The sequence below is a fragment of the Patescibacteria group bacterium genome, assembly GCA_041645165.1.
GTDB lineage: Bacteria > Patescibacteriota > Patescibacteriia > 2-02-FULL-49-11 > 2-02-FULL-49-11 > 2-02-FULL-49-11.
The window spans coordinates 1-13,806 of record JBAZQN010000018.1 but is presented as its reverse complement, the minus strand read 5'-3'; the positions used below and the strand labels follow the sequence as shown (position 1 = coordinate 13,806).

8 protein-coding genes are annotated in these 13,806 nt (G+C 50.1%); all 8 read left to right on the top strand.

Annotation, left to right across the window (positions count from 1 at the left end):
• Positions 1-40 precede the first annotated feature (40 nt).
• Positions 41-295, top strand: a complete 255-nt coding sequence (locus WC659_06250; protein ID MFA4873498.1) for a hypothetical protein — start codon at positions 41-43, stop codon at positions 293-295.
• Between the two features lie 54 nt (positions 296-349).
• Positions 350-820 carry a GatB/YqeY domain-containing protein gene (locus tag WC659_06245; GenBank protein MFA4873497.1) on the top strand — a complete coding sequence of 157 codons (471 nt, stop codon included), beginning with the start codon at positions 350-352 and terminating at the stop codon, positions 818-820.
• 108 nt (positions 821-928) lie between these two features.
• Positions 929-6,997 carry an Ig-like domain-containing protein gene (locus WC659_06240; GenBank protein ID MFA4873496.1) on the top strand — a complete coding sequence of 2,023 codons (6,069 nt, stop codon included), beginning with the start codon at positions 929-931 and terminating at the stop codon, positions 6,995-6,997.
• A 132-nt stretch (positions 6,998-7,129) separates the two neighbouring features.
• A complete protein-coding gene (locus WC659_06235; GenBank protein MFA4873495.1) occupies positions 7,130-7,771 on the top strand; it encodes a hypothetical protein in 642 nt (213 codons plus the stop codon).
• A gap of 140 nt (positions 7,772-7,911) precedes the next feature.
• Positions 7,912-8,997: a hypothetical protein gene (locus WC659_06230; protein MFA4873494.1), complete on the top strand. Its 1,086-nt coding sequence runs from the start codon at positions 7,912-7,914 to the stop codon at positions 8,995-8,997.
• 43 nt (positions 8,998-9,040) lie between these two features.
• Positions 9,041-9,475 carry an rRNA maturation RNase YbeY gene (ybeY, locus tag WC659_06225; GenBank protein MFA4873493.1) on the top strand — a complete coding sequence of 145 codons (435 nt, stop codon included), beginning with the start codon at positions 9,041-9,043 and terminating at the stop codon, positions 9,473-9,475.
• An 84-nt stretch (positions 9,476-9,559) separates the two neighbouring features.
• A complete protein-coding gene (locus WC659_06220; protein ID MFA4873492.1) occupies positions 9,560-9,928 on the top strand; it encodes a diacylglycerol kinase family protein in 369 nt (122 codons plus the stop codon).
• Between the two features lie 163 nt (positions 9,929-10,091).
• Positions 10,092-13,806 (top strand): CARDB domain-containing protein (locus WC659_06215; GenBank protein ID MFA4873491.1); only part of this gene is annotated, 3,715 nt, incomplete at its 3' end.

Sequence of the window (13,806 nt, the reverse complement as noted above, 5' to 3'; positions counted from 1 at the left end):
ACTTATTTATCTAGTTAATTTAAGGAAAAGGACATACTCTATGGCAGTTGAAGTAAGGAAAAAAACAGACGAGTCGGTCGAAGGGATGATACGGCGCTTTACCAAGAGGGTGCAGCAGTCAGGGGTGGTGTGGCGCGCGAAAAAGGGCAGGTTTCACATATCCCCGAAGTCTAGAATACAGCAAAGGAAGGACGCCAAACGGCGGAGGGAAATGGCCTCAAAACGGGAATATTTGAGAAAGATCGGGAAATTGGATGAAACTGAAGAGCGCGGCGGCAATCGCAGGAGACGATAGTGGTATTCGGATATTTTTAGTCTCCATTGGTTTAGTATTTAGAATTTTTTTATCATGTCTCTCTTCCTCACCATTCGCGAAGCCATTGCGGCTGCACGCAGGGAAGCAAACGAGCAGGGCAAGTTGCGCCTCACTACGCTTTCTTTGTTGCTTGCGGCGTTGCAGAACGAAGCCATCGCTTTGCATGCAAAGGAACAAGGGCTTTCAGACGAGCAGGTGATTGCCGTGGTGCGGCGCGAGGTGAAACGCAGGAAGGATGCGGCGCAGGTATACCGAGATCATGGTGAGGAAGCGCGCGCGTTAATAGAAGAGGCAGAGAATAAAATTCTTGCCGTGTATCTGCCCGCCGCCCCGAGCGATGAGATGATTCGCATGACGATTTTTGAGATTACAAAAGGGCTTCCTGAACACGAACGCAATGTAGGGCGGGTTATGAAAGAGGCAATGGCGCGCCTCAAGGGCGCAGATGGCAGTGTGGTGCGTGCGATGGTGCAACAGATTCTCACACCTCCTCCTCCTCCGTAATCATCGTATCGGTATTTCAATCTTTCCGCGTCCTTCCGCGATTAAGGTAAGCGTGACGTTCCGCGTAAGTCCGCGATTAATTTTAGGTCCATGCTCATCCAGAATGCTGTGCAACGCGCTCCACACGGCCGTACCGGCTATTATAAGAGCCTGCTTTTGGCAACTCTCTTCATTAGCGGGTTTTTTGTTTTATTCCTTGCGCTCCCCGCATTCGCGCAGGACCGTTTTGGCGTGGAATACGGCACAGGCACCGGTCTTTCGACCCAAGATGTCAGGATCACGATCGCGAATATTATTCGTTACGCCTTGGGGGTCATCGGCATTGTATTTTTGGTGTTGATTATCTATGGCGGAGTGACGTGGATGACCGCAGGCGGTGATGCGCAACGGGTGGAGAAAGCAAAGAAGATAATAACGAATGCAGTCATAGGCCTTATTATCATATTCCTCGCTTTTGGCATAGTGAGTTTTGTGATCGGCAAACTGGAACAAGCAGTGAATAACGGTGGCGGCGGCGGTCCGGCAGTGTGCGGCAACGGGATTTGTGAAGCGGGGGAAATAGTGAGCTGCCCCTCTGACTGCAGCGGTTTGCCCGGGGGCGGCGGTGCGGGTTTCAATGTAATTGCCACGAATCCTAATGACCAGCAAACCGGAGTGAAAGTATGCCAGCTGGTGCAGGCTCAGTTTAGCGCCAATTTGGATCGATTAAGTGTGAACGATACCACCGTGAATATACATCCCATCGGAGGAACGCAAATTACAGGTACCTATACTTTTTCCGATATTAGCTTCTCATTCCATCATCCAGAATTTGACCGAAATACTAGCTATGAGGCTACAGTAACAACACAAGTGCAGAGCACCGCGGGCACAAATCTTGAACGGGAAAAGGTATGGACCTTTACCACGGGCAGTGAGACCGACAGCACGCTCCCCACGGTGGCGACCGTGTATCCCGGCAATGGCGAAACGGATGTATGCCGCGATGCCCCGATCCAGGTGACATTTTCTGAAGAAATGGACGTGACTACGTTCACGGTAGCCAACATTCTCCTTGAGAAGCAGGATGCCGCGGGCGTTTGGGTGGGGGTAGTGCTTGTTTCCATAACCCCGGGAACAGATTTCAAGTCATTCTCTGCCTATCCCGCGGGGTCGTTTGACGCAAATACCGCATATCGCGTGAGATTGCTTACAGGAATATTAGACAATTGCGGAAATCCTTTAGACGGCGATGGGGATGGCATTGCAAGCGATTATCAATGGAGTTTTACCACCGGCGATACCGTTGGTTGTTTCCCTATTATCACCGCGGTGAACCCCGGCGCTGATTTTTACAGCGAGCAGGACATCGTGATTACCGGAAATTATTTCTTTACTGGCGCGGGGAGCGATGCCTACTTTAATAATTTCGCCACGGATACGAATTGTTTCGACGCGAATTATGTGCCAAACCAGTCGTGCCGCGTATCGTGGAGCATGACTGAAATAAGGGTGCGCGTGCCGGTCGGATCAACGAGCGGCCCTCTCGTGGTGATGGTAGGGACCAAATCGAGCAACAGCGCGCAGTTTCAAGTGCAGTCTCCTTATATGGGGGGGCTTTCGCCCTCGAGCGGCCCGGTCAGCCAATATGTGACGATTGGCGGATTGCAGTTTGGATCATCGCCCGGCCGGGTGGAGGTGGGCGGGATAGCCGCCGATATACCTCCTTGTGCCGCGTATTGGACGGATACCAGCATCGTGATAAAGATTCCCGCGGGGCTCGCGCCCGGCAGCTACCCGGTGCAAGTGTTTACGGCCGCGAATAAGGCGTCAAACCGGCTGAATTTTATGGTAACCACAGGGCCTTTGGGGCCGGGCTTGTGTTCCCTTAATCCCACGTGCGGCCCAACAGGCCAGTCAGTGGCTATCACAGGTGAACGGTTTGGCGCGAGCCAGGGGACAAGTTTGCTCACTTTCAGCACGCTTACCGCAGCCGTTTCCTCATGGAGCGATACGGCGATTGCCGCCGCCGCTCCTACCTTTCCCAGCGAGGGCGGATATCCTGTGGCAGTAACGGTGGGAGGAGTGAGAAGCAATGAAATTTGGTTTACCACACCATGCGCCCCCGGAGGAGGCAGCACTTGTAACAATAACGGCACCATCGACCCCGGCGAAGCTTGCGACGGCACCGTACCGCCGCCCAATGTGAGCTGCAATCCTCCCGCCACCGGGACGTGGCAGTGCAATACAAGTTGTCAATTGTATGGATGCACCAGCCCCGGTGGGACGTCATGTGACAATGATGGCACTGCAGATCCAGGAGAACAGTGCGACGGCGGCGACCTTAATGGTATCACTACGTGCACCGCATACAGTCCTACATTTATCGGCGGTTCGCTCGCCTGCACGAGCGGCTGTACTTATGATACCAGCGGCTGTTTGAACGCCGCAGACCCTCCTCAAATAATTGAAAATCAGCAGTGCGTAAATTCAATTCAGTCGCCTACTCCTTGGCGGGATTCTGTTGACGCATGCCGCAATGCGAAAATCAGCGTTACTTTTGATCGGGACATGAATGAGAGCACTTTTGCCGGTATCAGCACGCATCAATGCGACAATAGTCCGCTCTGCGACCCTAATGCTGTTGGCGGCACTTGGACTTATCTTAATGTCGGCGGAGGCAGAGAAGCGTACATTTTTACCCCAACGGCGAATTTAACCCCGGACAGTTGGTATGAGGTAACTGTGCCAACGAGTGTTATTTCCGCGGCGGGGGTTCCGTTAACGGCGCCATACGTCTGGCATTTTGGCGTCCATCCTCGCAACAGCGATTGTACGCCCGATACCGTCACCGTGAGCCCTTCAAGCGCGAGCATTGCCGTGGGCGGCATGCAACCGTTTGCGGCGAACGCGACGGCGAGTAATTGTAATCTGCTCACGGGCACCTATGGCTACCAGTGGGCTTCTTCAAACATCACGCAGGCAACGGTCACGGGGAGCGCCACCAATCAGGAAACCGCGACCGGCGTATCAGCAACTGGCGCTACGCCTGTACAGATTACCTCGCAAATTCAGGGAACAAGCGTAAATGGCTATGGTGAATTGACGGTCACCACCGGACCAGGCGGCACCTGCAACAATAACGGCACCATCGACCCCGGTGAAGCTTGCGACGGCACCATACCGCCGCCCAATGTGAGCTGCAATCCTCCTGCCACCGGGACGTGGCAGTGCAATACAAGCTGCCAATTGTATGGATGTACCAACCCCGGAGGGACGTCATGTGACAATGATGGCACTGCAGATCCGGGAGAGCAGTGCGACGGCGGCGACCTTAATGGTATCACTACGTGCACCGCATACAGTCCTACATTTATCGGCGGTTCGCTCGCCTGTTCTGCGGGCTGTACGTACGATACGAGCGGATGTACAGGCGGACCAGGCTCAAGTTGCGACGCCTGCGGCGTGGGAAGAAGCCAGCTGGTGGGAGGCGTGTGCACCCCGGTAATTACCACGATACAGCCTTCCACCTCGCCCGTAGGCTCATGGGTAACCATACAAGGGTGCTATTTTGGAGCCGCGCGCGGTACCGTTACGTATTACAACAATCACCCGGGGCTCTGGCCAGATCCTGCGGTCTGCGGCACGAATACATGGACTGATACGCAGATTATTTCAGAAGTGCCGAATATAAACACAGCGGACGTGACTGACGACGCGCAGACAGGCCCCGTGACGATCACTCGCGCGGATGGAGCGCAAGCGACACATTCATCCGGCATCAATGTTGCAGGATCGCCGCATCCTAATCTATGCCGCTTAACTCCCACTTCAGGAATTATTGGCGCTGCGGTGAATGTCGCGGGGAATGGTTTTGGCGCGACTAGGCAGAGCCAGGACTATGTGAGTTTTGGGGCCACGCAAGTGCCTGCGGCAGATTACACCTCATGGGCTCCCACCTCCGCCAATGTGCGCGTGCCTGCGGGCGCGGCAACTGGAGACGTGAATGTCACTCTGACAAAAGGGACTTCCGTTTCTAATCCTCTCACTTTCAATGTGATTAATAATGGCGCGGGCGCAGATTGCGACAATAATCCTGATCCTGCCGTATGCGCCGCTAATGACAGCAGGTGCAATACTGGTTTGTATTGCGATCCTACAAGTTGCACTTGTCAGCCAGCATCTGCGCTTGTGGTAACTAGTTTTATGCCAACGGGCGCTGATATTTGTCCCAATGCACAATTCTCATTTACCTTTGACCAGCTTGTAGATCATAGCACTGTGAACACGAACACATTTTTTGTGCAGGAAGGCCCTCCAACTCCCTGTCCGCCGCCGATTTGTTTGACTAATACCGTGGGTATTTCTTTAAGCATAGAGGATGGAGACTTTACCGCGGGACCGCAACGTGAATCGCGCGTGCATATCACTCCCTCTCGGCCGCTCGCGCTCACCACTACACACACATTCCTTGCGCGCGGCGGGCCAAACGGCGTAAAGAGCAGGTATGGGGCAGAACTTGGCAATCCTGATCCTGGCGCACCCTACTCAATAGGCGGGGTGACATTTCCTGCCTATACGGCCGAGATTACTACGGGTAATCATATTTGCCAGATTGACCATGTGAGTGTGACCATTACCAGAGGCACTCTCACAAATGCATATTCCACCATAAGCAACCATGATATGTTCACCTGCGCGAGGAATAACTGCACCGATGACGTGAGCAGCGCGGGAGGCAACCAGCACACGTGGCGCGCGCAGGCGTGGGACGCGTCCAGTCCGCCGCAAGCCCTCACCGGAGCGCAGTATATATGGGCAGAAGATGACCCTGATAGCCTTTTTGAGCTCTCAAGTTTAGCGCTGCAGGAAATTCAATCATCTGTAACAAAATCCAAGAACGGTTCAGGCGCATTTAGCGTGGGGGCGCACGACCCCAATCCGACCATGGGCTCGGCAACGACCACTGTAAGCGCGGAGGTATCTTTGTGTGAAAATCCATGGCCAACGTTTCCTTATTATCCGTTTGTGGATAATGGCCTTAATTTTTCTTTCTGGTATTGCCGCGACGCGGGCGCATCGGATACGCAGGATGATGATCTCCCAGAGTTAAACAATCCTCCGGTGATAAGAACGGGCACAGGAGGGTGCGCGGATTGTTTGAAAGAATATCTCTTTTTGCGCGCTTCGCCCGATGTAAGCAAGGATGCAATCGGCCTGCGTGTGTATGCCAATTCTAACAAACTTTCTCTCATGGAGTGGTATCAGACGAATGTGAAGAGACCCGGGAATCCTTCAAGCTATACGGTGGACGGATTTCCCGCGATCCGTGATGGCAGGTCTGTCTATGTGCTTGCGCCGAATATTTCCGGAACCACTTTCTATACCAACATTTTCTTAATCTCATATAATGAAGGGGCAAGCGGAGAGACAATAAGCATATTTAACGGTTTGGTGGCGACGTGGAAATTCCTTATTAATTTGGGTCCCGTAGAGCAGCTGCAGGTTAAGAACGATTCAAAGCGCATGACTGATTTGGGCGGAATTAAGAAAGCGCTTCTTGATTACGGGAAAACGCATGGAGTTTGTAACAATACGAGTAAGACGCCGTGCGTGGTTGATGGGGTGAAACCCGAAGAATTATGTCCCGTGAGCATTCCCGCAACGGGTGCGAGATATATTTGTCAAGCCTCGTATCCAAAGCTTGCGGCCGGATCATATCTTCCAGGTAAGTCAACATCGCGCTGGCCTTCATGGCAAGCAACACTCGGGAACGCCTTGGGAAGAGCGCTGCCTATAGATCCTCTGAATGCATTTCCTCACGCGTGCAGCAGCGGTGGAAAAATTAACCAAGCATGTACGCAGGACTCTGATTGCTATACGTGCGGAACCACCGCTACTCAATGCAGAACGGATGCGGATTGCCCAACTGCGAATCCTACCTGTAATATGACACAGACGTGCGTGATTCCTAATCAATGTCCCGCTCCTCAGTACGATCAGCAAACTTGTTGGAATGACACGAGTAAAGATTTTGATTGCCCTAATAATAGCAGAATCTATACCTATCAAACAACTCCTACTGATGGGCTCTCCTTTACTTTGGGAGCGAACATGGAACACCCTCTCCTTAGGGGCACTTCCGTCGTCTCTGTCGCAGAATGCAGCATGAATTATAAAATTGGTCCGTCACCTTAATAACATTTACACATCTGCGTACTTCCGCGTAACTATCTGCATGATCCGCTTCTATGGTTATTAAGAAGCAGATCAACGCGGATAAGGCGCAGAATAACGCGGAAAGATATTACAATTTAATTCTCACATTATATGTTTGATGAACCAAAACCCGGCACGGTAGAAGATATTTTTGCGTCCACCGCACCCGCCCCCGCAACTCATTTAAAAACCGATCGTGGAGAGGGGAGCGGTGCGTCTCCATCTGAAGAGATTTCATCGATTTCGCCTACCGCATCCCCTCCTATACTTGAAGCCGGTACCTCTAAGGGAAGACGCACTATTCTCATTCTTGCCGTGGTTTTGATTGTCGCGCTTGCGGCAGGTGGCGCATGGGCGTACATGAAATTTTATAAAACTGATAATCCACAAGTACCAGATAATGAGGCAGCTCCCTCCACCGCGCAGCCTTCTGGGGCTAATCAGCCTTCTGCAAACGTCCCCGTTACACAGCCTTCACCCACCGAACCGCCTACGTCACAAACCCCTCCTGCGGCACAGCCCCAAGACAGTGACCATGACGGCCTGACTGACCAGGAAGAAGCGAGCCTTGGCACGAGCCCCACCAACGTAGACACTGATTTTGACGGGTTGTTCGATTATGAAGAGGCGAAGACTTTTAAGACAAATCCTTTGCGCGCGGATACGGACGGCGACGGATTCAGCGACGGGCAAGAAGTCAAGAACGGCTATAATCCCAATGGGGATGGCAAATTGAATGAGATTAAACCTTGAGATAGTAAAAGAATATCTGCGTGAATCTGCGTTCGGCCGCATAACGCTCTACACCATGCTTAAAATGAAGATTATTGCGGCCGAGTATCTGCGTTGATCTGCGTGAATACTACTCTCCTGCATTGTACTACATTCTCAATATGGATCTTCCGTTTTTCCATAAACCATCGCATCTATCCCATGCCGTCCCGCCTCCCGCGGATAGGGAGCTTGCGGCGTCTCCCGAGATGGGGCAAATGGATATCCATATCATGCCAGAGAAATTTCTGGTAGTGAAAAAGCAGGAAAATTGGCTCCAAAAACGGCTCCTTATCGGGGGAGGGATTATTGTGGTGCTGGGGGGAGGCATGGGACTTGCGGCGTGGTTTTTTTTAAGAAGCATTGCTCCGCCTGCCGCTCCTGTGTCCACTACGCCGCTTCCGGAGGAAACCGCGCCGGAGAGCGCACGCCCCGCCGCGCCTGCACCCACACCGCCAGTCACGCGAGATAATCCGCTTCCTGCAAATCCCGTTCCTACGACTACCCCGCCGGTCGCGACCACCACGACACCCATCACCCCGCCTCCCGCAGAGCAGCCTGCGCCACCAGAAGAAACGCCGCCCACCTCGCTTCTCCCTGTTCCCAATTTCCAAGTGATTCCTCCGAGCAAGGATTCAGACCGCGATAAGCTGACGGACGTCGAGGAAGCGTTATGGGGCGCGGATCCGAATAAGCCTGATTCAGATTCTGACAGTTTCCTAGACGGGGATGAGCTCCTCTTGCTTTTTGATCCCAGTAAAGGAGGGGGGAGCAAACTCGCGCAATCAGTTAATGCGAGAAGTTATATCAATCCCCAGTTAAAGTACACGCTCCTCGTGCCGGCAGCTTGGGAAAATCGGCTGCTCGATCCCACGAACGCCATGCAGGTATTATTTAATTCTGCCACGGGAGAATTCATCGGAGTCATGGCGCAGGAGAATTTTGAAGGATATGCAACCGCGCGCGAATGGTATTTGAGCCAGTACCCTTCGGTGAAGACCGGGGACCTCCGTGATGTCCGCACCGGAACACTCGCGGGGATCATGAGCCCCGACGGGCTTGCCGCGTATTTTATTGATAGCGGCTATCTCTATGTCATTTCCTATAATCCGGGCATCCGCGAAGAGGTGAATTTCCAAACCACTTACCGTATGGTCGTCCAGAGCTTCCGTACCTATAGGGAGCCGGAAAACCCTACAGATGGATAGGCCTTGCAAGACGTACGCCACATTGGCCATGCACGCACCTGTTATGTTTCGTAATAATAAGGGAAACGTAGAGGCGAGCCTTCATCGGTTGCCTCCTCTCGTCATGCGCAAAACATCCGCGCTTGTGAAACGCATACTGCAACAAGAGACGCCAAGGTGTACATGGAATATCAGTATCGCCGCAGTGACGGGAAAGCGCATGAGCGAACTTCATAACATTTATCTTCACCGGAGAGGGACCACGGATGGCTTAAGTTTCTGCCTCCAAAAGCCTTCGAAGAATGCAGGAGGGATAGGAGAAATTATTGTGGATATAAACTGCATTCGCGCGCAGGCACGCGCGCGCAAAGCCGCTTTCACGCAGGAATTTTTGAGAGTTATCGCCCATTCCTGCCTTCATCTTGTGGGATATGACCATGGAACAATGAGAGAAATGAAGGAGATGGAGAAGAAGGAGAAGAAATACACAAGAATTTAGAATTTATCTGGCTACGCCAGATCTCGCGTAGCGAGAGAATCTGGAATTTAGAATTATGAATTCAGTGGGTAATCTATTAAACGAATGATTCATCTTACACGATTGAAGCAAAGTTTCCAGTATGCGTATGAAGGGATAAGGCTTGCGGCGCGCGAAAATACGTTCAAGGTTCTTGTCTGCGCCGCAGCAGGCGCGCTCCTTTTAAGCTACCTCTTTCAGGTCAAGCCGTGGGAAGGCATCGCAATACTCCTTGTGGTCATGGTGGTGCTGGTTCTTGAAATATTGAATACGGTGTTTGAGAGGATTGCTGATTTGGTGGAGCCTAAAATGCACCGCTACGTGCGGGAGATCAAGGATTTGATGGCAGCGGCGGTATTGGTTGCCTCACTCGTCGCCGCGATCATGGGGGTAGTAATCTTTTTGCCTTACATAAGGATGGCATTATCGCGGTAGCCTCTTTAGCTGCTCTCTGTAGCGTCGGAGTTCATCTCCGACTCAACCGATCGTGTGGCCCCGCCTGGGCGGGGCCACGCTACCATGGGTACGATAATGCGGCCGAATGCAAATTTACGCAGATATTATTCTATAATAATATTTATAAATTTATATGAATGCTATGCATATCATTCAACGCAAGTTTTTGTTCGCTTTCTTAGGGGGTGCTCTGGTTTTGGGCCAGTTGATGTTTATACCCAGTTCAACTATTCGAGCCGAAAGTTTTACCGGCGGCGGTTATCCTTCAGTTGATAAAACCGACGGCGTGTGGCATTTCCAATTCGCGGCTGACAAATGGCAAGCGTTTTCGATTCCCATCACAGAAGGTCTGACATATAATTTTATCAAATCCTATTGTGGCAGTTTGGTTAACATTTATGGCATGCATGACGGCGGTGGATATTATTTGTTGGGTAGTAGCGATGTTCTTGGGGCAGGTAAGGGTTATTGGATCAAATTTGGGAGTGATTGCCCTTTGAATTTCTCTGGCACTGAATATAATTATTCACCCAAAACATTGGCTCCCAATGTTTCTTATTTTATTGGCACGGAAGGCAAATCTACTGTTTTGGATAACAAAAAAGGTACTTGTAATAATTTAGAATTATTAAGTCTAGATTCACAGGGTAATTATGTTACTGATTCAACAGGCCTGATGGTCAATGGCTGGGCGTATTGGCTCAAAAATACCAGCAGTCAAAGTTGTACCTTTGCTTCTGGTACCAAGCCGGATTTAGTAATTGAACAAATAGATATACTAGAAACGGTTTATCAAAATAAAAAAGTCAGGGTTAATGCAGTTATTAAAAATTTAGGGTCAAATATTTATGATTTAAGTAGTAATGCGTTTAGCCTTTCAGCAGAAGATTTTATAGATACAAGAGAAAATAATCCCATTCCTTTAATTTATCCATTGCCCACAAATAGTGATCCGATGGGACAAGACGAACAATTAGTTATGGAGTGGGAGGGATATTTTATCCATAGCGGAAATACGATTGTAGAAATTAAAGTTGATCCTTCTAATTTAATTAATGAATCAAATGAAAACAATAACAGTTTAACTAAAAATATCTATGTGAACGCTCTGTCTGCGACCTGCACCGATTCCGACGGCGGCAAGGATTATTATACAAAAGGAATAGCATCTGGTTGGTATGGCGGTGTGTCTGGCTTTAGTGATGATTACTGTTCCACTGGCGGAAAAGATAGTCAAGGCAATCCAGTTAATTTGACAGAATTTTATTGCTTGGATGGTTCCAGTTACGGAGCTATTGGTTATTTTTGCCCTAATGGTTGTCAAGACGGCGCTTGTATATCAGACAAGCAACACGACTTTATAGTTCAAGATATTCAGGCTTATTTCCTTCCGCAGGTTGGCAATAACATGACATTATATATAAAGTTTGATGATTTGTTTGAACCAACCGACAATTTAATTAATTATGATTTTTCTATAGATGCTCCTGGAGCGGTAATTGGTACCTCAATAAGCCAACCAAAAAATAGCGCTGAAATCTGGCGAACTATAAAGTATAATACTGTGGGCAAGCATAGCTTAACTGTGACTGTTGATCCAAATAATAAAATAAATGAGACTAATGAGAATAATAACAGCAAGACCTATAGTATTGAAATAACTGATGTTCCAACCAGACCTCAAATCACTAATTATTACGTGACTGATATTGAATCTACGACAGCCAAAGTTGTTTTTGAAACAGACGTTCTTACTAAAAGTGAAGTTTGGTACAAAACGGCTAGTGAGCAGGATTATCAAAAGTATGTGGCCGGCACTGTTTATAACACCACGCACGAAGTTATTTTAAATAACCTGCTGGCCGGCACACTTTATTATTATTCCATTAGCGCCATTGATAAAAAAAATTATACTAGTCCATCAAAAAATGGCACCTTCACCACTAAGAGCGAGAAGCCGGATTTGATTGTCAGTGACTTCAATTGGTCGCCCGCGAGCCCTCAATTGAACCAAGATGTCACGATGACGGTGACTATAAAAAATATTGGCGAGGTGCAGGTGAGCGATAAATTCTGGGTAACCGTGGCGCATAATCGCGACAGTGAGATCGTGTCTGATGTCGTCGGCGGGTACAAAGAGGATAGTGATGTCGTGGCGGGTGGAACTATTCTGAAAAGTTTCAAAACCAAATTCACGGGCGCCGGCGCATTTGCCTATACGATCCTTATTCCCGACACCGATAAGGAGAGAGTGTATAACAATGAAACGTATCCGCCACTTAATGAATCCAGTACCGCCAATAATTCGCTCACTAAAACAATCTCAGTGGGGCCGTATGAAACTCCGCTCTGCGTTGATTCTGATGGCGGCGCCAATTACCACGTCAAAGGCTGGTGCACTGACGCGCTCGGCGCGCATGAGGATAAGTGCGTCGCCGTGGATGCGAGCGGCAGGTCAAATAAGTGCCTCACAGAATATTATTGCAACAAGAGCACTCAGCGCTGTGATCAGGCAAAGGGGGGCGAATTTGAATGCGCGTTCGGCTGCAGCGAAAACGCCTGTATTATGAAGAAAAAGGGGATCACCATCCCTCAAGCAGGTGAGTATTATTTCAAGATGAATTGGTATAACGCAGCCGAAAGAACAACTATCAGCCTCTTCTCTCCTTCAGAGAAACAAATAGCGCAATACTATGGCAAATATCCCACCGTTGAGGCGCCTCAAAGCCTTGGTATTTTTAAGAAAGGGGACAATCTCCTCTTGAGCCTGAAATCTTCCTGGTGGAATACCTTTTACGGGCCAGTCTATTCCAGCGACCCTCTGAATTTTAAAATAGAAACTATTGACGCAACTCACTGGAAATTTGCTTTTGAAGGCCCCCTGCGCTATGACAAGAATTACAATGATGGAAGTTTCGAGATATATAGAAACGCCACGAGACCCATCCCCGCAGTGACCGACTCTGACGGCGGCAAGGATTATTACCAGAAAGGGGTGTGCCGGAGCGAAATGAATAATTACCTGCCGGAAGAAGACAAGTGTCTCGGCGCCAATCTTTTGGAATATTTCCCCAGCACCTACAATGACGGACGCGGCATCTGCGGTTCCGAGGTATATGCGTGTCCGAACGGGTGCGGGGACGGCGTGTGCCTTTTGACCGCAACCACCGCGAAGCCTGATTTTATCGTTCAGAATATTAGGATTGCCAATGACAGCCGCGACGATAAATACTACGTGTATGTGAAATTCAGAAATATTGGCGGAATAGCGGAAGCCAAAACGCTCACCATTGAGACGACCGATACCGCGAGCGGCCAGAAGTATTACTCCCATAACGGCGCCGGAGAAGTGTTAGCGACTGGGGAGGCAAGAGAACTGCCGTCATATGAGTCTTTAAAAACCAACGCGAGCGGCATCTATAATCTGACAAGCAAGGTTGATTTCAATGACGCCTTTGCCGAATCCGATGAGACTAATAACACCCTCACGAAGACGGTGAAGACGGAAACGCTCATCATAGTGGAACAGAAGCCAGGTTCTGAAGAGCAGCAGCTGCGCGAGCGCATTAAAAGGCTGGAATTGAAGATTACAGAATTAGAACGGCAAGTCGTGGAGACGGAAAAGCGCCTGACGTTGAGCATCAACACCGCGCTGGCGCACCGCGTCAGAGGGGAGATATTCCTGCAGACAGAGGAGCATGGCGAGGCGTGGTACGTGGATCCGGTCACTGAACAGCGATTCTACCTCAAAGACGGCGAGAGCGCGTATCGCGCCCTGCAAGCGTTTGGCCTCGGCATTTCCGACGCGAACTTGAGGAAAATACCCGTGGGGCTCGAAGAGCGCGCTGAAAGAAACG